Here is a 20,564-nt window from a genome sequence, read left to right as displayed (position 1 = left end):
GACAAAGCGCAAAAAGCCTCACTTGCCTAAACTTCCTAAACTTCGCCGGCAACTGAACCATGACCACGCCGCGTATCCTGATCATCGCGGGCTCCGATTCCGGCGGTGGCGCCGGCATCCAGGCCGACATCAAGACGGTCACCATGCTGGGCGGCCATGCGATGACCGCGATCACGGCGATTACGGCGCAAAACACGCTGGGCGTGCAGGCCGTACACCCGGTGCCGACCGACATGGTGCTGGCGCAGATCGATTCGGTGATCGCCGATCTCGGCGTCGATGCCGTGAAGATCGGCATGATCGGCTCTGCCCGCACGGCGCTGGCGGTGGCGGAAAAGCTGGCCGAGCTGCCGGGCATTCCGGTGGTGTTCGATCCGGTGATGGTGGCGACCAGTGGCGCCACGCTGGCCGATGATGCGACGGTCGCAGCGTTCGAGCGACTGATGGACCGGGCGACGGTGGTGACGCCCAACCTGCCCGAACTGGCGGCGCTGGGGCGCGATCCCGAGGATATTGTCACCACGCATCGTTGCGCGGTGCTCGTCAAGGGCGGCCATGGCGAGGGTACCGAAGTGGTCGACACGCTCTATTCGGCCGACCCGGAAGACCCGCCGCGGATCGAATGGCGCGATCCGCGGATCGAGGGCGACAACGACCATGGCACTGGCTGTACGCTCGCCTCGGCGATTGCCACCGGGCTCGCCAGCGAATGGGATTTGCCCGAAGCGGTCAGCCGCGCGCGCCGCTTTGTCCGGATTGCGATGCGCGAGGCGGCGGGGCTGGGGCGCGGCCATGGCCCCATGGCGCAGCAGGCGGTGCGGCTCGACCTCAATATGAGCTTTTTCGAGCCGATGCTGAATCAGGTGACAGTGCCGGCGAAGGATCTGGCGGCGAGTGAGCGCTTCTATCGCCTGCTCGGTCTGCGCCAGGTGGTGCGCGCCTCGCCACGCTATGCCCGGTTTGAAACCGAGGGCGGGGCAACCTTCTCGATCGCCACCGACGAGCATTACACGGCGCCGGTCGTCTATTTCGAATGCGGCGATCTCGACGTTACTGTCGCCTATCTCCAGCAGCAGGGCTTCGTGTTCGAACAGGAGCCCAGGGACGAGAAATGGGGCTGGCGCGAGGCGCGGCTGCGCGATCCCGCCGGCAACGCGATCCGTCTCTATCAGGCTGGCGAAATGCGCCGCTTTCCGCCATGGCGCATCGCTGACGATGCCTGACCTTTCCTACGAAACCCGCTATTTCCAGCTCCACGCCGGCCCGGTTGCCGGCGTGGACGAGGCCGGGCGTGGCCCGCTTGCTGGCCCCGTCGTGGCGGCGGCGGTGGTGCTCGACCCCGACTGCATTCCTGACGGTATCGACGATTCGAAGGCGCTTACGGCGGCACGCCGGGAAAAGCTGTGCGCCGAACTGCTCCGCTGCGCGAAGGTGGGCGTTGGCGTCGCCAGCGTTGCTGAGATCGACCAGCTCAACATCCTGTGGGCGACGATGCTGGCGATGACGCGGGCAGTGGCGGCGCTGGGCTTTCCCCCCGCTTTCGTGCTGGTCGACGGCAATCGCTGCCCCGACTGGGCGCACCGCAGCCAGGCGGTGGTGGGCGGCGATGCGCTATGCCTGTCGATTGCGGCGGCCTCAATCGTCGCCAAGCATCAGCGCGATTGCATGATGGCGGAGCTGGATGCGGTCTATCCGGGCTATGGCTGGGCATCGAACAAGGGCTATGCTGCCAAGGTGCATCAGGAGGCGCTGCGCCGGCTGGGCCCGACGCCGCATCACCGCCGGAGTTTTGCGCCGGTTGCCCAGGCCGAACTGGACTTCGGACCGATCGTGTCGGCGGCGGAATAAGCCCACACCCGGCAAATTTTGCCTAGTCACACCCGCAGGCGCCGCGGCGCCTCTACAATGTCAGAACGACAGGAGGAGATGCGGGCATGGCATTTATGGGCGGACGCACGACGCAGGGCTTCACCGAAGCGGCGCAGCAAGTGCCCTTCTACGATCCCGTAATGGCCGAACTGATGCGCGAGGCAGTCGTCGGCCCCGCCAATTTCCACGAAATGGCCGCGCTGGTCCGCTATGCCCAGTCTCGCGGCCTTGCGCCGGCCCGCTTCGGTTTCGATGACGGTGCGGCGCTGACCGATCCGCTCCATCCGCTCCACCTCGCCTTTCTCGAAACGCTGCGCGACCCGGTGCTGGGCAGCGATTATGCCGAACTGGGCAATGTCGCGCCGTGGCGCGAACGGGCGCTGGCATGCCGGCTGCCGTCGGACATGCTGGCCGATGCTTCTGACCGCGAGGCCTTTATCGCAGCGATTGCGGCGACGGGCACCTCGGCCGAAGTTCGGGTGGCGCTGTGCGTTGCCGGCCGCATCCGCTTTGGCGACGAGATCGAACTGCTCGGCCGCGAGGCGCAGGCGCTCTACGAACTCGGGCTGTTCCTGCAGGCGCGGGCGCGGCTGGCGGCGTGCGTGGCGCTGGGCGGCGACGCGATTGCGATCGGTTGAGTGCTTGCTCGGGTTGGCGAAACGTTCCAGCTTATCCACAGGCTGCGAAATTCGCCGATTGAGTCTTTTTTGCCACACTACCAGTGCTTGCGCCTGTGGATAACTTCTTGACTCAATATCTGGCGGGTGCCGGAATGTTCCGCAGGGTTAACGGTTTGATACGGAATCCGCGTTAACCAAAGTCTGCTTGACGGCGGAGTCCGTGCACCGCGAAAACGCGCGCCTTGAGAACAGGGGTGTAAGGCATGGGTGTACTGGAGAAGGTTAATCGCGCCGGGGCGCGGGCGGCGGCGAAGGCGCCTGCCGTGCTGCCGCTCGACACGATCCTGCGCCAGGACTGCATTGAGGCGATGCGTAGCCTGCCCGACAAATGCATCGACATGATCTTTGCGGACCCGCCCTACAACCTGCAGCTTGGCGGTGACCTCAACCGGCCCGACGGCAGCCATGTCGATGCGGTGACCGACGATTGGGACAAGTTCGACAGCCTTGCCGCCTATGACAAGTTCACCCGCGAATGGCTGGCGCAGGCGCGGCGCATCCTGAAGGATGACGGCACGATCTGGGTGATCGGCAGCTATCACAACATCTTCAAAGTTGGTTCGGCGATCCAGGACCTGGGTTTCTGGATTCTCAACGACATCATCTGGCGCAAGGCGAACCCGATGCCCAATTTCAAGGGCACGCGCTTCACCAACGCGCATGAAACGCTCATCTGGGCGTCGAAGAGCGAGAAGGCACGCTACACTTTCAACTACCGCTCGATGAAGACGCTGAACGACGAGCTGCAGATGCGCAGCGACTGGGAATTTCCGATCTGCAGCGGGCAGGAACGGCTGAAGAAGAACGGCCACAAGGTCCACCCGACGCAGAAGCCGGAGGCGCTGCTGTACCGCGTGCTCCTGTCCTGCACCAAGCCGGGCGACGTGGTGCTCGATCCCTTCTTCGGCACCGGCACCACCGGCGCGGTGGCCAAGCGCCTTGGCCGGCGCTGGATCGGCATCGATCGCGAGGGGGGCTATGTCGAGGCGGCGCTGGAGCGCATCGCCGCCGCCTTGCCGCTCGACGAAAGCGCACTCCAGACGATGCAGGCCCCCAAGGCCGCGCCGCGCGTGGCATTCGGTCAGCTGGTCGAGAATGGCTATCTTACCCCGGGCATGGTCCTGTGCGACCTAAAGGGCCGCTGGCGTGCGACCGTGGGGGCGGATGGTTCGCTCAACTGCGACGGCCAAGCCGGCTCTATCCACAAGCTGGGCGCGACGCTGCAGGGCGCGCCGAGCTGCAACGGCTGGACTTTCTGGCATTATCAGGCGGAGGATGGGCTGAAGCCGATCGACGCGCTGCGCCAGACCTATCTGCTCGCTACGCAGCCCTGAGCCACTTTCCCGGAGTATCGCGGGCCGGTAGCAGGGTGTCATGACCGATCTGCCCGCCAGCGCCCGCCTCTATCTGCGTCCGATCCAGTTCGTCGATACGCCTATCGGGCGCGACGGCGCGGTGGCGCGGCTGGCGGGGGGGATGCAATGGTTCTCCGCCTATGAGCTGATCGCCGTCGAGGGCGGCAGGCGCGTGGTGCAGCGGGTGATCAGTGTTGCGGAGGCTGAGGCCGATCCGCGCCTTGCCCCTGTCGCTGCCCGAATCACGGCCCCCCGCGCGCCGCTCCGGCTGGGTGAGCGGACGCTGCGGCTCGACCAGCCGCTGGTGATGGGCATTCTCAACATGACGCCCGACAGCTTTTCCGACGGCGGCAAACATGCCGGGGATGCTGCTGCGGCTGCCCAGACGGGCGTGGACATGAGCATTGCCGGCGCTGCCGTGCTCGATCTTGGCGGCGAATCGACCCGACCGGGTGCCGAGACGGTGTGGGAAGGCGACGAGATCGCCCGTGTCGTGCCGGTGATCGAGCGGCTGAAGGCCAGCGGCGCCGCGCTTTCGATCGACACGCGCAAGGCTGCCGTGATAGAAGCGGCGCTGGCCGCGGGCGCCCATCTGGTCAACGACGTATCGGCCTTGCTGTATGACGATCGCGCGCTGGATGTGGTGGTGCGCGCCGTCTGCCCGGTGGTGTTGATGCACGCTGCCGATCCCAAGAGCGGCGCGAAGGGCAGTGGTGGCTATGCCGATCCGCTGATCGAAATCTATGACTGGCTTGAGGCGCGCGTGGCGGCGGTCGTCGCCGCCGGTGTCGATCGTGCCCGCATCCTAATCGATCCCGGTATCGGCTTCGGCAAGGCGCTGCAGGACAATCTGGCGCTGCTCAACGGGCTGGCGCTGTTCCATGGCATCGGCTGCCCGATCCTGCTGGGCGCGAGCCGCAAGCGAATCGTCGGCGCGCTGTCGAACGAGGCGCCGGTCGATCAGCGGCTGGGTGGCTCGCTTGCGCTGGCGCTGAAGGGCGCTGAGCTGGGCGTGCAATTGCTGCGCGTCCACGATGTCGCGGAGACGGTGCAGGCGCTGCGCGTCTGGCGCGGGATGCGCGACGGGGCGCTGACCGGGCGCTGAGCCTCAGGCGGCGCTCTGGTCGATCCCCAATTCGCCCAGCTTGCGGTACAGGGTGGACCGGCCGATGCCCAGCCGGCGCGCCACTTCGGTCATCCGCCCGCGATAGTGGCCGATGGCGAGGCGGATCACATCCGCCTCGATCTCGTCGAGCTGGCGCAGATTGCCGTCCGGGCGGAAGATGCTGACGCCCGGATTGGCCGCCGGACCGGCGCCCGGCAGCGGCGAATCGGGGCGGCCGAGCGCGAGCTGGGCGATCTGCGGAAAATCCTCGCGCGTCAGCCCTTCCGTGTCACACAGCACGGCGGCGCGGAACAGCGCGTTCTGGAGCTGGCGGACATTGCCGGGCCAGTCATAGCCAGCGAGGAGTTGCAGCGCGTCTTCGCTGATGGTCAGCTGGCGCAGGCCCGGTTGGTTTCCGATCCGGCGGAGCAGGTGCCGCGCCAATGCTGGAATATCGCCAGCACGTTCCCGCAGCGGTGGAATCGCAACCTGCACCACGTTGAGCCGGTAATACAGGTCTTCGCGGAACCGTCCCGCTTCGACTTCTGCGATCAGCGGCTTGTTGCTTGCGGCGATCACCCGCACATCCACTTCGCGCGGATGGCGCGCACCGATCGGCTGGATTTCCCCGGTCTGGAGCACGCGCAGCAGCTTCACCTGCGCATCGAGCGGCATTTCCCCCACTTCATCGAGGAAGATGGTGCTGCCATCGGCTTCCTGAAAACGGCCGACCTTGCGGTCGAATGCGCCGGTGAACGCGCCTTTTTCATGCCCGAACAGTTCGGATTCCACCAGGTTCGCCGGTATCGCGCCGCAATTGACGCTCAGCATTTCCTTGCGATTGCGCGGCGATGCGGCGTGGATCGCTTCCGCGACGACTTCCTTGCCGACGCCGCTTTCCCCTTCGATCAACACCGGTACGCGGGCACGCGCCGACTTGGCGGCGATCGCCAGCGCGGCTCGGAATTGCGGTGCCGATCCGACGATTTCGGTAAAGTCGAGGCTGGCGCCAAGCTTCTCGGTGAGCGGGCGCAGTTCGCCGGCGCTACTGCCGCCGACGGCTGCCTCCAGCGCGGCGAGCAGCCGTTCCGACGCGAGCGGCTTCACCAGAAAATCGGTGGCACCCGCGCGCATCGCATTGACGGCGGCAGCGACCGAGCCATTGGCGGCGAGCACCAAAATCGGCATCTGCGGGCGGCGGCCGCGCAACTCGGCGATCAGGGTGGCGGCATCGGCGTCGGTTGCCGGGTGGTCGAGAATGATCGCGTCCAGCGCCAGGCCATCGGGCGTGCCGAGCGTGGCGATCGCCGTCTCGGCATCCGCCGCAAGGAGCGTACGCCAGCCGCGTCGCGCGGCAATGGCGGCGACCAGCCGCCGCTGCGCCGGCTCTTCATCGATCAGCAGAAGCAAGCGCTGCCCGTTGCGCGTCATGCCGAATTCGTCCCCGTTGTATCAAATCAGGCCATGTAGATAGACAAGAGGGGTAAAGTTCGGCTTAAGCCTGTCTGCACCGTTTGCCCGCCAAGCATGTGACGTTTCCGAGGTTGAGGGCGGGCATGACGCAGCTATAACAGAAGGCGCTGGTTGAGGCGCACCGTGGAAGAGGGATTGGAACCATGGCTGATACGGGTGAAAACACCGCCGACATCAAGGCCCATCTGGATACCTGGAACGGTTTCACTGCGCTGATGAAATGGGGCGCGGTGGGCGTCGCTATCATCGTCGCTATTGTCGTCTCGCTGCTCGCGCACTGACGTGAAGATCGCGGTGCTGAAGGAAGCCGCCGCTGGCGAGCGGCGCGTTTCCGCGACTCCGGAAACCGTGAAGAAGTTCGCGGCGCTGGGGGCGACTGTCGCAGTGGAGGGCGGTGCCGGTGCCGCTGCTTCCTACGCCGATCAAGGCTATGTCGATGCCGGAGCTGCCATCGGCCCGCGCGAAGCGGTGCTGGCCGATGCCGATATCGTGCTGGGCGTGCAGGGGCCGGACCCCGACAGCCTGACCGGGTTTAAGAACGGTGCATGGATCGTTGCCGGGCTCAATCCTTTCGGCGAGCGTGCGCGGATCGACCGCTATGCGGCGCTCGGTGCCGAGGCGCTGGCGATGGAGTTCATGCCCCGCATCACCCGTGCCCAGTCGATGGACATTCTGTCGTCGCAGTCGAACCTCGCCGGGTACAAGGCGGTGCTGGACGCTGCCGCAGAATATGACCGGGCCTTTCCGATGATGATGACGGCGGCGGGCACGGTCAGCGCCGCCAAGGTCTTCGTAATGGGTGTAGGCGTGGCGGGGCTGCAGGCAATCGCCACGGCGCGGCGGCTGGGCGCGCAGGTCTCTGCGACCGACGTGCGTTCCGCCACCAGGGAACAGATATTGTCGCTGGGCGCCAAGCCGATCTTCGTAGAGAATGTTGCCGGCATCGAAGGCGAAGGCTCGGGCGGCTATGCCACCGAAATGAGCGATGCCTATAAGGCGGCGCAGGCCGAGCTTGTCTCCGCGCACATCGCCAAGCAGGACATCGTTATAACCACCGCGCTGATACCCGGTCGACCGGCACCGCGCCTGATCAGCGACACGCAGATCGCAACGATGCGGCCGGGCAGCGTGATTGTAGATCTGGCGGTCGAGCAGGGCGGCAATGTCGAAGGCGCGGTTGCCGGCGAGATTGTCGAGCGGCACGGCGTAAAGATCGTGGGCCATCGTAACGTGCCGAGCCGGCTCGCGGCGGACTCCTCGGCCTTATTTGCGCGCAACCTGTATAATTTCCTGTCAGCCTTCTGGGACAAGGAAGCGGGCCGGCCGGTGCTCGACGAGGAGATCGGAAATGCCGTTCGCGTAACGCAGGGCGGCAAGGTCGTGAACGAAAAGCTGCTGTCGTGAGCTGCGCGACTTTCGTTGCGCCTTCCCGCTTGCGGAAGGATCTTCGTTGCACGCCCACCGGGGCGGATCAGGAGTAGATCATGGACTTCATCTCGATCCTGTCGGTCTTCGTGCTGGCGTGCTTCGTCGGCTATTATGTCGTCTGGTCGGTCACGCCGGCGCTCCACACGCCGTTGATGGCGGTGACCAATGCCATCTCCTCGGTGATCATCGTTGGCGCGCTGATCGCGTCGATGGCGGCGGGCGGGGAGATCGCCAAATGGCTGGGGCTGATCGCCGTCGCGCTGGCCAGTGTGAACATCTTCGGCGGCTTCGCCGTCACCGAGCGGATGCTCGCCATGTACAAAAAGAAGGAGCGCTGAGATGCCTGAGGCTGCTCCCGTGAACGCATGGGTTGCGCTCGCCTATCTCGTGGCGGGCGTGTGTTTCATCCTTGCGCTGCGAGGGCTTTCCAGCCCGGCGACCAGCCGCCGGGGCAACCGGCTCGGTATGATCGGTATGGCGATTGCGGTGATCACCACACTGATTACCCATCATATCGCCAGCCCGCTCGAACTCTCTGCCGCCATCGTTGTCGGCGGCGCGATCGGCTTCGTCACCGCCCGCCGCATCGCGATGACGGCGATGCCGCAGCTCGTGGCGGCCTTCCACTCGCTGGTTGGCCTCGCCGCCGTGCTCGTCGCCTGCGCGGCATTTCTGAATCCGGCCGCGTTCGGTATCGCGGATCTGGTCGTGCCGTTGATCGGCGCCCCGTTCGAGGCGATCCACCCGGTCAGCCGGATCGAAATGGGTCTGGGCGTGGCGATTGGCGCGATCACCTTCTCCGGCTCGGTGATCGCTTTCCTGAAGCTCAACGGCAATATGGGTGGCAAGCCCATCCTGCTGCCTGGGCGCCACGTGATCAACCTGGCCGTGCTTGCTGCGATCCTCGGTCTGATCGGCTATTTCGTCCAGCATCAGGATCCCTGGGTCTTCTGGACGATCACGGTGCTCAGCTTCGCCATCGGCTTCCTGCTGATCATCCCGATCGGCGGCGCCGACATGCCGGTCGTCGTGTCGATGCTGAACAGCTATTCGGGCTGGGCAGCGGCTGCCATGGGCTTCACGCTGCATAACACGGCGATGATCATCACCGGCGCGCTGGTCGGCAGCTCGGGTGCGATCCTCTCCTACATCATGTGCCGCGCGATGAATCGCAGCTTCCTGAGCGTGATCGCAGGCGGCTTTGGCGGCGATGCCGCCGCAAGCGGCGGTGGGGCCAAGATCGACCGGCCGTGGAAGCGTGGTTCGGCCGAGGACGCCGCCTTCCTGATGAGCCAGGCCGAACAGGTCATTATCGTACCCGGCTATGGCATGGCCGTGGCGCAGGCGCAGCATGTGCTGCGGGAGATGGCCGATAAGCTGAAGGCGCATGGCGTGCGCGTGAAATACGCGATCCACCCCGTCGCTGGACGCATGCCGGGGCATATGAACGTGCTGCTGGCGGAAGCGAACGTCCCCTATGACGAGGTGTTCGAGCTGGAGGACATTAATTCGGAGTTCTCCCAGACCGACGTCGCCTTTGTGATCGGCGCGAACGACGTGACCAACCCGGCCGCCAAGACCGACAAGTCGTCACCGATCTATGGCATGCCGGTGCTCGATGTGGAAAAGGCCAAGACAGTGTTGTTCATCAAGCGCAGCATGGGCGGCGTCGGTTATGCCGGCGTCGACAACGAGCTGTTCTACCGCGACAACACCATGATGCTGCTCGCCGACGCCAAGAAAATGGTTGAAGAGATCGTCAAGGCGCTCGACTGACCCCGCACTCGCTCCGGAACGGAGGTTTCCGCACCGCCTTTCGCGCAATTGAACCGAAATGGAGGAAGTCAGCCTCCTTCGTTTCGGAGCAATGCGGCATTTGTACCAGACAAGGGTACAGATCGCAGCAATTGCCGGGGGCATTATGGCCACAGGAGCAGAGGATATTGTGCTTTCCTACGATCTGGAGGCGGATCGCGCCCTGATCGTGGCGGAGCCGGGCCCGGGGCGGGATGCGGCGGTTTCGGCCGTGTGTGCAGCGGGCATGGTCGTCCGCGCGCCGATCGACTTTGCAGAAGCTGCGCGCGACCTCACACATTTTCATGGGCTTCGTGCGATATTTGCCGAACTGCCCGGCGCGCCGGAGGCATGGCTTGCACCCGTGCTGGCCCGGCTCGATGCCATAGCGGCGGAGCGACGGGTCGCGCTGGTCGCGACGGTGGCGCCCGATCAGATCGACCAGGCCTTTCTGCATATCGGCGACCGCGCCCAGTTGCTCTGTGCGCCCACGGAGGCAGAGCGGGTCAGCGCGGCGGCGCTGGCGCGCTGGCGGCGCCCGCCGCTTCTTCGTGACGTAACCCGCGAAACCGATACGATGGGACTGCAAAAACTGCATCAGGAAGTCGCTCGCATCGCCGATGCGCTCGCGCGGATGACCGAGCGCGACGAAAGACCCCGGTTGGGCAGCCTCCGCGACGACGGCCATGGGTATCGCGACGCGACAGACGACGCACCCCAGCCCGACCCGAACGAGATACGCCGCACCATCCGGGCCCGGCGGATGCGGGCACAGTTCTTGGAAGGCGAATTATTCGCCGATCCCGCCTGGGATATGCTGCTCGACTTGTTTGCAGCCGGGCTGGAACGCCGGCAGGTTTCGGTATCGAGCCTGTGCATCGCCGCTGCGGTGCCGCCGACCACGGCGCTACGCTGGATCGGCACGCTGCATGAAGCAGGGCTGTTTGAACGCCACGCCGATCCGGCAGACCGCCGCCGGGCATATATTGCGCTCAGCAGCAAGGGGCGCGAGGGCATGCGCAGCTTCATCAGCGCGATCCGGCGGGCAGGCCTGAATCTCGTTTAGGCTCTTGCCCTCCGGCTCAGGCTTTGGCATCGCAGCCAAACGGCAAGCCGCTATGGCGCCGGGCGGTTAGCTCAGTTGGTAGAGCATCTCGTTTACACCGAGAGGGTCGGCGGTTCGAGCCCGTCACCGCCCACCATCGCCGCGCCCATGGGGCACGGGATGGTGCTGCTGATCAGTTTGCGGTGAAACTCGTCTTGCCGGCTGCGTCCATTTTCAGCGTGATGTACGAATTGCTGCAGACGTTGAAGCCGTTCCATATCGCGCTGTTGCCATCCTCGAACGTCGCTTTGACGTCGAACTTGCACGATGCATCCTTGTCAAAATGCACGGTGGTTTTCGCGCCGGATTTGATGGTCGCGTCTTTCTTCAGTTCGGGGTCGACCTTGTTCGGGGTCCAGTTGGTCGAGCCGGCCGGGGCAAGTTCGACAGTCTTGATCGTTTTGCCGGTCGCGTTGGTCAGCATGAAGTCCCAATCCTCGGCGAGGGCGGGAACCGCGATCAGCGATGCGGCGGCGATGGCGAAAGCGAGTTTGCGCATGATGCTCCCCTTGTTGCGCACAATCCCTTGCAGCAATCTGCGCTTATGCGGGGCTGGGGGCAAGTGCGGAGTGTACTTATAGCGGGCGGACGAGGCGGACTGCTGCGGCCATCCAGGCTGGGTCGGTCACCACCTGCTGGCGCGCGCCTGTACCGAGTGGCAGCAGCAGCAGTCGGTTGTCTTCGCGCCCGATCAGGCGACCAAACAGGAAACGGCCTGCCGGGCGCGGTACCAGCACGTCGCGATTGAGCGCGCGGGCGAAATCCTCGGGAACGAGCCGCTCGCACCAGATTTCGTCCCCCGCACGATAATCGCCGATCCCGCCGGCCACGGTGATCGCTATCAATCCCGGTTCGGGCCGTGGGGGTACCACGGCAGCAGGGCGGCGTGGGGCGGTAGCGCCGCTACCATCGAGCACTGCCGCGACGGCGATATCCGGCCGGTCGGGCAACCGTACCAGATCGGCGGCATCCACCTCCAGCGCGGCAGCGATCCGGTTGAGCCAACCCACGGAGACGGTGCGGGTGCCGGTCTCCAGCCGCCCGATCGTCTGCGCGGTTGTCGGCGGTGCGCAGCGCGCCGCCACTTCCTCCAGCGTCAGGCCTTTGGCACGGCGGACTTCACGGATCGCGGTGATCATCGCAACGCACCTCTATTATAACCAGATCGGTTTTTCCCTTTCCTACAGATGCGCCGCAATGGCAAGAGAGTGCGAATCGGAACAAAAGGAGAATATAGATGCGGATGATGGTGGAGCGGCCGGTGGATAGCGGAGCTGCAGCGAAGCCGGCCGACCCCCGGCGCAGACCAAGCGTGACGGTGAACATGGCGGAATCGCCGCTCAGTTGGTTGCGGGCGCGCGGGCACGTGACCGCGCGCCAGTTCGAGGCGGGTGAGCGGTTGCGCAGCGATTATGAAACTGCCGCACTGGGACCGCACGTTACGATGCGCTGGGATGCCGCGCCTGGACCGGCTGCCCGGCGCGGACCCTCGGAACGGCTCGATCCCACGACGGCGCAGATCGCCGCGAAGCGGCGGTTCGATTGCGCGCTCGCCAGCGCCGGGGCTGGATTGTCCGACATCTTGTGGCGGGTGGTTTGCGCAGGGGAGGGGCTGGCGACATCCGAACGCGCGCTGGGCTGGCCCAGTCGAGCTGCGAAGCTGGTGCTGGGCTTCGCACTCGATCGGGTTGCCGACCATTATGGATTGCCGTGAGGCGGGGCCTGTCGGTGGGCGGTCAGCCCACTGCCGCACCGCGTCCGAGGAAGCGGCTATAGGCCCAGCCGATCGCGATCAGCGCGATACCGAGGCCGAGGAACGACAGGATGCGCAGAATGCCGTCCAGCGCGGCGGCATCGACCAGGAACACCTTCAGTGTCGTGAGTGTGAGCAGCGTGAGGCCGGCGACGCGCAGATCGTGCGTGCCGGCACGGATGCCGCGCCAGAGCCAGACGAGCGCCACGCCGAGCAGCGCCGCCGAATAGCCGATATTTTCGAGGCGGCCGATCGGCCCGGTTAGGATCGGGCCCTGCGCGGCCTCCCGCACGGCAGCCATCGTCGCGACGAGCGTTAGCGCGGCAGCCGCAACCCGCACCGGCCGAGCCGGCTGCAAAGTCCAAAGCCAGAAGGCGGCGAGACCGAAATGCAGAGTGGCCAGATTGAAGAGCGGGAGCGGACCCGCCCATTGCGCCACCCGGGCGGGGTTCAGCAAAAACAGATCGAACCAGACCAGTCGCGCTAGCCCGAGCAGTATAAGGGCGCGGCCGAGCGTTTGCGTGCCGACGCGACGCAGCAACAGCCAGCCTGCGGCGATACAACCCTGGGTGAGGACCGCACGCTCGAAAAATCCCGAATGGACGAAGCGCTCGGCAGTACAAATGGCGAGGATTTGTTTGGCCCCAGCGTAGAGGAGGAGCAGCGCGAGCCCGGTCGCCAGCGTCGCCGCCGCTACGCGGGCGGGACCGAATTGGCGCCGGTCACGTAGCACCAGCAGCGCGGCGATCGCCGGCGCGGCGAAGCATCGCAGCAGCACGGCGATCGAAGGAAGCTCCAGCCAGGGCAGGCGCTCCCCGATCAGCGAATTGCCGATCATGCTGGCAAGCGCCCCCAGCGGCGCGGCGCCGGCAACGAGTGCTGCCAGCAACGGCAGGACCGGCAGTGCAAAAAGCTGCGGCGCCCGGATTTGGCGTGCCCATAGGACCAACCCCGCCAGCACGGCAGTGAGCGGCAGCGATAGCCACTCGTTCGGCACAAGTTGGGCAAGCCCGAGCGCGCCTATGGCCGCGGTCAGGAGCGTCGCGCCTGTAAGCACTAAGGTGTCTTCTTCGCTGCGCCATCGCCAGGCGACCGTGCCGCATGCGGTAGCCGCGACGCATTCGGCAAAGCCCCAGCCGATGGCGGGCAACAAGCCGGGAGCGAGGCCATGCGCGAGCAGCAACGGGCCGGCTGTGCCTGCAAGCGCTATCGCAGCCCAGCGCTGATCGCGGTCGGCGCGCCAATGGCCGGGTAGCGCGAAGAGCAGCGTCGCGACTACCGAAGCCACGGGTGTGATGCGATGCTCGGGCTGTAGTAGCGCTACGGCTTCGAGCATTAGCAACAGACCGAGCGCAGCGAGCGCGGCCGGCAGATAGAGCGGCGCGCGCCACGCAAGGGCCAGAGCTCCGGCGGCCAGCAGCAGATAATAGCTCCATGCCAGCGCATCGAAGTGCAGCGCCGGGGCCAGTAGCAGCAACTGGATCAGTCCTACGACGATCGGGGCAATCCGCGCCCAGCGCTGGTGCAGTCCGGCGGACGGCAAGGCGGTGGCTGTCCCCAGCGCGAGAAGTAGCGTGAATGCGCCGACGGCTGGCAATTCGGTTCCGCCATCGAGCGCCGCGATCAGGAATTGTGCCCAGCCAAAACCGGCAACACTCGCTGCGACTGCAAGCCAGGCCCAGCCGCGGTGGATCGCCAGTCCGAACAACACTGCAACGAAAAGCGCCAGATACACCAGGAGCGGGACGATACCGGTGGAGTCAAATCCCGCGACCATCGGCGCGGCAAAGCCGCCGGTCAGCGCCATGATGGCGGTTGGCGGCCCATGCAGCAGGGCCAGGCCGATTGCGAGCGCGGTGACCGAAAGCACGGCGCCAAAGGCAGGCAGCGGCGCGACCAGATGATAGAGCGCGGCGGCCATGTAGAGCGTGCCATAGAGGCTCGCGATGCCGGCGCCTGCGAGCGCCTGCGCAACGCGCGGATCATCCCGGATGGCAGCAATGCGGCGTGTGACTTCGCCGCCGGCAACGAGGGCCAGCCCGAACAGCAGCGCCAGTAGCGTCCGCGTGCCGGGCCCGAGCAGGCCGCGCTCGATCGAATAGCGGACGAGAAAGAAACCGGCGAGGATCAGTGCGATGCCGCCGATCCAGATCGGCAGGCGTCCGCCGATCAGCGTTTCCAGGCTGAGGGGCGGGGACGGTTCCTCGCTTACGGCCGATACATTCTCCGGGGAGGTATTGTTTACCAGCGCCAGCTGCCGCGCTTCCGTCGTGGCGATGATGTCGTCGGTGTCGACAAGGGTTTCGGCCATCGGAATCGCAGGCTCGGCTACCGAAGGCGTGTCGGCGGCGGGCGCCGCGCCATCCTGCAAAACGGCAAGGTCCGCCTGCAGCGCGTGCATTGCCGCATCGAGCTGGCGGATGCGCCAGGAAAGCACTGCAAAGGCGCCTATGCCGACAAGAAACATGAGGAACATCATCTACGGGACTGTGGCATATCGGCCTGGTGCTGTCGCGCATTACGTCGGTCGCGCCTGGGCGTTGAACGTTGCCGGCCGGCGTCCGCCCCCCTAGATGGGCGCCATGCAGATCGCCTTCATCAAATGCCACGGGTCCGGCAACGATTTCCCTCTCGTCGATGCGCGCGCGCTGGCGCTGGACGATGCGACATGGGCTGGTATCGCCCGCGCGCTGGCGGACCGCGGAGGACCAGTGGGTGGCGACGGGTTGCTGGCGCTGGTGACCGTTGACGCGGACTCCGGCTTCGGCATGCGGATGTGGAATGTGGATGGGTCGGAGGCGGAGACCTGCCTTAACGGCCTGCGGTGCACCGCGCGGCTCGGGTTCGAGCTGCTGGGGCTGGATGCGGCGCGGGTGAAGTTGAAGACCAGCGAGGCCGATGTCGCGCGCGAGGCGGATGTCGCGCCGGGCGTGACGACGATCCGCACGACCGTCGGCCCCGCCTCGATCCGCGCCGCCGATGTCGGCCTGCAAGGCGTTGCGGAGCAGAGCGTCGACGCGCCCGTCCCCGGCCTGCCGAGCGACCGCGCCTTCACCGCCATTGCCATGCCCAACCCGCACCTGATCAGCTTTGTCGAGCAGGTCGACGACGCCGAGCTGGTCGCGCTGGGCACCTGGTGCGAGGCCGGCCCCGCGCTGATCCCCGCCCGCGCCAATGTCTCGTTTGTCGAGCTGCGCGGCGAGGACAGCCTGTTCGTCCGCACGTTCGAGCGCGGCGTGGGCCTGACCGACAGCTGCGGCAGCGCCATGGCCGCCTCAGTCCTCGCCGCCGCGCTGACCGGCCGCGTTGCCTATGACCGCGACATCCGCGTGTTCAACCGCGGCGGGCTGGTACGCGGCCGGGCGAGCGCCGGGCGGATCGTCCAGATCAGCGGCAATGCCACCTTCCTCTACGACGCGACCGTCGAGGTCGATCCGGTACGCGGCACGGCCGAGGGGCTGCAGATCCTGCGCCGCCGCGACGACGAGGATGCCGCCTGGCAGGGCCTGCTCGCCACGCTCTGAGCCAAAAGCGGATCAGGCGGTCTGCGCGACCGGCTCCGGCTCGGCGACCGACAGCAGCGGCAGCGTGAAGCAGATCATCGCCCCGCCGCCCGGCGCGGGCAGGGCGCGGATGCGGCCGCCATAGGATTCAACGATCGTCCGGCAGATCGACAGGCCCAGGCCGACCCCCGTTTTGCGCCCGGTTACAAACGGCGCGAAGATATCCCCCGCATCGGCCGGGATGCCAGGCCCGTTGTCGATGACCATCAGTTCGACCGTATCGGCATCGGCCAGCCGGCTGCCGATCCGCACCGCAGCGTCCTCGCGCCCCGCCATCGCCTGGCAGGCATTGCGGATGAGGTTGAGCAGCACCTGCTCCGTCTGCACCCGGTCCGCCGCCACCCACAGCGCGGCGGGATCGAGATCGGTGCCGATGTGGGTGCAACAGCCCGGCAGCGACACGCGCGCCACGGCGATCGCGTCTTCCACCACCTCGACCAGATTGGCGCGGCTTTCGCCCGGCCGGTTGCCCGCCAGGTCGCGTGCGCGCTGGACGATGCCGTGCGTCAGCGCGATCTGGCTGCGCGCCTTGCCCAGCAAATCTTCCAGCAGCGCCGGATTGGACGTAGCGGCAAAGCGCGCCGCAGCGAGATAGTTGGAGGCGGCGGTGAGCGGCTGGGCCAGCTCGTGCGCGATCGTCGCCGCCATCATGTTCATGGCCTCGATTCGGGCGATATGCGCGATCTGGTCGCGGAGCTGGTGATGCGCCTTTTCCGCGTCGATATTCTGTTCGGTGCCCATCAGCGAGACGAGCCGCCCGCCGCTGCTGAAAATGGGGGCGACCCGTACCCGCCGGTGCGAAGGGTTGCCGGGGGAGAACCAGGCAACCACGTCGCACTGCTGTGGCGCGCGGGTGCGGATCGCCGCCTGTGCGGCAGCGGAAAGCCGTTCGCGATCCTCTCGCATGAAGTGCGCCAGCGCGACCCCGGGCGAAGCCACGCGGTGCGCCCCGCTGCCGCCATAGAGGTGGCGCAACTGCTCGCACAGGATCAGCTCGCGCGTCCGCACGCGATATTCCCAGTCGCCGATCCCGCCGATCCGCTGCGCCTCGCACAGGCGACGGTTCGCGTCGGCGAGCGCGCGCGCCGCCCGCTCGCGCCGCAGCAATGCGTAGATCGACAGGCCCGCAAAGAAGGCCAGCGCCAGGGTAATTCCGGCCATGAGCCAATGGGTCCGCGCCGCGCGGCGACGCACGTCCGCCAAAATGTCCTGCTCGCCCATGCCGGTGGAAACGGAGACGCCATATTGCGGCAGCGGGCGATGGCTGAAGAGGCGCGGTATGCCGTCGATCGCGCTGGGGCCGATAAAGTCTGCATCGGTGTCGAACCGCAGATGCCCCGGCCCCGAAAGGCGGCGCAGATCCTGGCGATATGTGACGCGCTTGCCCTCGCGCCGGGCGAGCAGGATTCCGTCGAACCGGATCAACGTTAGCGTATCGAGCGGTCCCATCTCGATGCCCGCGCCGAAATCGGTAAAGCGCGCGACGGGCACTTCCGCGATCACCGCTCCGGCATAGCGCGCGCGCGCATCGCGGATCGGCCGGATCAGCGGCACCAGCGGCGGCCGGCCCTGGTGCGAGACGGCGGGAGGGGCGATGGCAAGGTCCGTCCGGGCATCGCTGCTGCGCAGGCGCTGGAGCTGGTCGTGCAGCGCGGGGTCAATGGGCACGGGCCTGTCGCTGGTGGAAAAGCGGACCCGGTTGGCAGCATCCACCACCAGCACCGATGTTACGATGCTGGTAGTGGACGATATTCGAGAAAGCAGCCCCAGATTCGTGCCATGGTCCTGCGCGATCAGCACGGGGGCGACATGGTGCGCGATGTGGTCTGCCGCCACGCGCGCCGCATCGAGCGTCCGCGCGACAAATTCCTGATAGGCAATTGCGTGGTTGCGATTGTCGCGGACGGCCGCGTCGATCGTATGCTGACGATCCTTCGCCAGCATCGTGTTGCAGGCGATCCAAAGGGCAAGCGCGATGAAGGTCGTACCAACGACCAGGGCAACCAGGATCGGCCGCAAGGGGCCGAGCGTAACCACGCCGCTCTGGGCAGATGGCGCGCGCATGACGCGGTGTGTTTTCAATCGGCTTCCCGCGCCGAGCGGCGGGAGGAGGGTTTCCCCCAGGCTCAACGTGCGGTTCCGCGTTGCGGGAGGGGTGCGCAAGGCAGATGGGCCCGATCGGGGCACCTCGTCATGCGTTCACCATCGGGTGCCGCGTTACTGAAAAATCTTCCCCCCGCCGCCATAGGCGGCGCAACATGCATTCGACCATGGGCAACCCCCTGACTGCGACCATGAAACGATGTCGTGCGCCGATTCTAGAGTCATCGGGAGTCTTTGCGCAAGCGAAACATTGACAAACCATATAGGTAAAAAGAGATTGACATCGTCACGCTGATATGGCACATATCGGGAACGCTGAAGAATTGCGAGTCGCGAAGAGCGGCTCCCCAAACGGGCCGGATGCCGAGGGGGTGTCGCGGCCCGTTTGCGTTTCCGGAGAAAAGCGATGGACGACAAGATCACCGGCGGTAAGAACCGTCGGACGCAGGTGCGCGCCGCGCCCGACCGGGGCTGGACCAAGAAGCTGCGCACGGACTTTCTCGATATGCTGGCGGCGACCTGCAACGTCACCCGCGCGGCGGCGCATGTCGGCGTGCCCAAGGCGCGCGCCTATGCGCTGCGCCGCCGCGACCCGCAGTTTGCCGAGCTGTGGCGGCAGGCGATCCTGCTGGGCTATGACCGGCTGGAAGAGCAGTTGCTCGACCATGCCGGCGGTGCCGCGCCGATCAACGACATCGCGCCGGACCCCGACGCAGTACCGCCGCAGCCGTTCGACCCGAAGCTGGCGATGGACCTGTTGCGGCTGCACCGTGCGACGCGCGAGGGGCGTCCCCGGGGCAGCACCGGCGCGGTGGTGCGCGCCAGTCGCGAAGAGGCGGAGGCGGCGCTCATCAAGAAGCTGGATGCACTGGCGAAGCGGCTGGCCGGCGAGCGGGGGCCGCGATGAGCGGCGCGGAACCTTTCGACGCCATGGCGCGGCTGGCGCTGGCACCGGCGGCGGACCGCACCCGGCTGGTCCGGCAACTGCCGGGCGCGCATCTGCGCGTGTTCAACGAATGGTGGGAACGCTGGGCGCATGACGGCCAGTTCTGGCCCGATGGCGATTGGCGGGTGTGGCTGATCCGCGCCGGGCGCGGTTTCGGCAAGACGCGGGCGGGCGCCGAATGGGTGCTGCAGATGGCGCGCGACCATCCCAGGGTGCGGGTGGCGCTGGTCGGCGCGACGATCGACGAGGTGCGGCGGGTGATGGTGGAAGGGCCGTCGGGCCTGCTCGCTGCTGCGCGGGAGGACGAACGGCTGCGCTGGCGGCCGAGCGTGGGCGAGGTGGACCTGCCCGCCGGCGCCCGCGCCTATCTCTATTCGGCTGAGGCGGCGGAGAAACTGCGCGGGCCGGAGCACGGCTTTGCCTGGTGCGACGAGCTGGCGAAATGGCCGGCGCGGGCGGGCGATGCGGCGTGGGACAATCTGCTGATGGGGCTGCGCCAGGGCGCGCGGCCGCGCGTGGTGGTGACGACGACGCCGCGCCCGGTGAAGCTGATGCGCCGGGTGATGGCGATGCCGGGGGTGCACGAGACCCGTGGCAAGACGCGCGACAATCCGCACCTGCCCGACAGTTTCGTGGCGGCGATGCTGGCCGATTATGCCGGCACGCGGCTGGGCCGGCAGGAGCTGGACGGCGACATGATCGACGATGTCGAAGGCGCATTGTGGCCGCGCGCGCTCATCGAGCGGCAGCGGGCGGCCGAGGTGCCGGAGATGCGGCGCGTGGTGGTGGGCGTCGATCCCCCGGCGGGCACCGGGGGCGATGCCTGCGGCATCGTCGCCGTGGGGCTGGGCGAGGACGGCCATGGCTATGTGCTCGAGGATGCCAGCGTGCAGGGCCTGCGCCCCGAAGGCTGGGCGGCGGCGGTGGCGGCCTGCGCGGCACGGCATGGCGCGGCCTGTGTGGTGGCGGAAAAGAACCAGGGCGGCGCGATGGTGGCAAGCGTGCTGAAGGCCGCCGACGCCGGGCTGCCGCTGCGGCTGGTGCATGCCAGCCAGAGCAAGGTGCGCCGGGGCGAGCCGGTGGCGCTGCTCTATGAGGGCGGGCGGATCTGGCATGCGGGCGTGTTCCCGGTGCTGGAAGAGGAGCTGGCGGGGCTGCAGGCGGCCGGCGGCTATCAGGGGCCGGGGCGCTCGCCGGACCGGGCGGATGCGCTGGTCTGGGCAGTGACGGAACTGATGCTGGGCCGGCGGGGAAGGGCGGCGGTGCGGGGGTTGTGAGTGGGGGTGTTCTTCGCTCCCCTCCCTGCTTGCAGGGAGGGGGTGGGGGTGGGTCCGCCGCCGAGAGGCGGCGGGGCTCCGGCGGGGCTGTGGGATGGAGTCTTTGTAGCGCG

Annotated in this window: 19 protein-coding genes and 1 tRNA gene; 15 read left to right on the top strand and 5 right to left on the bottom strand. The window is 66.9% G+C overall.

The genetic code is table 11. From position 1 onward, the window contains the following. Positions 1-59 precede the first annotated feature (59 nt). The 5 genes from thiD to folP all read left to right on the top strand — a co-directional run bounded on the left by thiD (position 60) and on the right by folP (position 5,009). The gene (gene thiD, locus ACT53M_RS05620) at positions 60-1,223 is read left to right on the top strand and encodes a bifunctional hydroxymethylpyrimidine kinase/phosphomethylpyrimidine kinase (RefSeq protein WP_476232040.1); all 1,164 of its coding nucleotides are present in this window, start codon (positions 60-62) and stop codon (positions 1,221-1,223) included. Beyond that, positions 1,216-1,848 carry a ribonuclease HII gene (locus ACT53M_RS05615; RefSeq protein WP_476232038.1) on the top strand — a complete coding sequence of 211 codons (633 nt, stop codon included), beginning with the start codon at positions 1,216-1,218 and terminating at the stop codon, positions 1,846-1,848. Before thiD ends, ACT53M_RS05615 begins: the two co-directional genes overlap by 8 nt. Before the next feature lie 86 nt (positions 1,849-1,934). After that, positions 1,935-2,507, top strand: a complete 573-nt coding sequence (locus ACT53M_RS05610; protein ID WP_476230188.1) for a hypothetical protein — start codon at positions 1,935-1,937, stop codon at positions 2,505-2,507. Positions 2,508-2,752: 245 nt separating this feature from the next. Further along, a complete protein-coding gene (locus ACT53M_RS05605) occupies positions 2,753-3,883 on the top strand; it encodes a DNA methyltransferase (RefSeq protein WP_476232036.1) in 1,131 nt (376 codons plus the stop codon). A gap of 40 nt (positions 3,884-3,923) precedes the next feature. After that, a complete protein-coding gene (gene folP, locus ACT53M_RS05600) occupies positions 3,924-5,009 on the top strand; it encodes a dihydropteroate synthase (protein ID WP_476232035.1) in 1,086 nt (361 codons plus the stop codon). 3 nt (positions 5,010-5,012) lie between these two features. On the opposite strand, the gene ACT53M_RS05595 is transcribed toward folP, so the two are convergent. Continuing rightward, positions 5,013-6,440 carry a sigma-54-dependent transcriptional regulator gene (locus ACT53M_RS05595; protein WP_476232033.1) on the bottom strand — a complete coding sequence of 476 codons (1,428 nt, stop codon included), beginning with the start codon at positions 6,438-6,440 and terminating at the stop codon, positions 5,013-5,015. A gap of 185 nt (positions 6,441-6,625) precedes the next feature. On the opposite strand from ACT53M_RS05595, the gene ACT53M_RS05590 reads away from it, so the two are divergent. The 6 genes from ACT53M_RS05590 (at position 6,626) to ACT53M_RS05565 (ending at position 10,906) form a co-directional block, all read left to right on the top strand. Further along, positions 6,626-6,763 (top strand): aa3-type cytochrome c oxidase subunit IV, encoded by a 138-nt coding sequence (locus ACT53M_RS05590; RefSeq protein WP_476232031.1) that lies wholly within the window; start codon positions 6,626-6,628, stop codon positions 6,761-6,763. 1 nt (position 6,764) lies between these two features. Beyond that, positions 6,765-7,886, top strand: a complete 1,122-nt coding sequence (locus ACT53M_RS05585) for an NAD(P) transhydrogenase subunit alpha (RefSeq protein ID WP_476232030.1) — start codon at positions 6,765-6,767, stop codon at positions 7,884-7,886. 80 nt (positions 7,887-7,966) lie between these two features. Next, on the top strand, positions 7,967-8,248 hold the full coding sequence (locus tag ACT53M_RS05580; protein ID WP_476232029.1) for a proton-translocating transhydrogenase family protein: 282 nt from the start codon (positions 7,967-7,969) through the stop codon (positions 8,246-8,248). Between the two features lies 1 nt (position 8,249). Continuing rightward, positions 8,250-9,686 carry an NAD(P)(+) transhydrogenase (Re/Si-specific) subunit beta gene (locus tag ACT53M_RS05575; protein ID WP_476232027.1) on the top strand — a complete coding sequence of 479 codons (1,437 nt, stop codon included), beginning with the start codon at positions 8,250-8,252 and terminating at the stop codon, positions 9,684-9,686. Positions 9,687-9,831: 145 nt separating this feature from the next. Next, positions 9,832-10,770, top strand: a complete 939-nt coding sequence (locus ACT53M_RS05570; protein ID WP_476232025.1) for a winged helix DNA-binding protein — start codon at positions 9,832-9,834, stop codon at positions 10,768-10,770. 60 nt (positions 10,771-10,830) lie between these two features. Continuing rightward, a tRNA-Val gene (locus tag ACT53M_RS05565) sits at positions 10,831-10,906 on the top strand. A gap of 36 nt (positions 10,907-10,942) precedes the next feature. Here the strand turns inward: ACT53M_RS05565 and ACT53M_RS05560 are convergent. Beyond that, a complete protein-coding gene (locus ACT53M_RS05560) occupies positions 10,943-11,308 on the bottom strand; it encodes a hypothetical protein (protein ID WP_476232023.1) in 366 nt (121 codons plus the stop codon). A 76-nt stretch (positions 11,309-11,384) separates the two neighbouring features. After that, a complete protein-coding gene (locus ACT53M_RS05555) occupies positions 11,385-11,948 on the bottom strand; it encodes a helix-turn-helix domain-containing protein (RefSeq protein ID WP_476232022.1) in 564 nt (187 codons plus the stop codon). Between the two features lie 98 nt (positions 11,949-12,046). Here ACT53M_RS05555 and ACT53M_RS05550 point away from each other — a divergent pair, with 98 nt between their 5' ends. After that, entirely contained in the window at positions 12,047-12,523 is a 477-nt protein-coding gene (locus ACT53M_RS05550; RefSeq protein WP_476232021.1) for a DUF6456 domain-containing protein, read from the top strand. A gap of 22 nt (positions 12,524-12,545) precedes the next feature. Here ACT53M_RS05550 and ACT53M_RS05545 read toward each other — a convergent pair whose 3' ends face one another. Then, positions 12,546-15,041, bottom strand: coding sequence for a DUF2339 domain-containing protein (locus ACT53M_RS05545; protein ID WP_476232019.1), 2,496 nt, complete (start codon positions 15,039-15,041; stop codon positions 12,546-12,548). 103 nt (positions 15,042-15,144) lie between these two features. Between ACT53M_RS05545 and dapF the strand changes: the two genes are divergently transcribed. After that, complete coding sequence (gene dapF / locus ACT53M_RS05540; protein ID WP_476232018.1) at positions 15,145-16,086, top strand: diaminopimelate epimerase; 942 nt, start codon at positions 15,145-15,147, stop codon at positions 16,084-16,086. Between the two features lie 12 nt (positions 16,087-16,098). Here dapF and ACT53M_RS05535 read toward each other — a convergent pair whose 3' ends face one another. After that, positions 16,099-18,189: an ATP-binding protein gene (locus ACT53M_RS05535; protein WP_476232016.1), complete on the bottom strand. Its 2,091-nt coding sequence runs from the start codon at positions 18,187-18,189 to the stop codon at positions 16,099-16,101. Between the two features lie 445 nt (positions 18,190-18,634). On the opposite strand from ACT53M_RS05535, the gene ACT53M_RS05530 reads away from it, so the two are divergent. Next, the gene (locus tag ACT53M_RS05530; RefSeq protein WP_476232015.1) at positions 18,635-19,135 is read left to right on the top strand and encodes a hypothetical protein; all 501 of its coding nucleotides are present in this window, start codon (positions 18,635-18,637) and stop codon (positions 19,133-19,135) included. Continuing rightward, positions 19,132-20,451, top strand: a complete 1,320-nt coding sequence (locus ACT53M_RS05525) for a DNA-packaging protein (RefSeq protein ID WP_476232014.1) — start codon at positions 19,132-19,134, stop codon at positions 20,449-20,451. Before ACT53M_RS05530 ends, ACT53M_RS05525 begins: the two co-directional genes overlap by 4 nt. Positions 20,452-20,564 lie beyond the last annotated feature (113 nt).

It is taken from the genome of Sphingomonas sp. DMC6, assembly GCF_056314225.1.
This window is presented reverse-complemented; position numbering and strand designations above follow the sequence as displayed.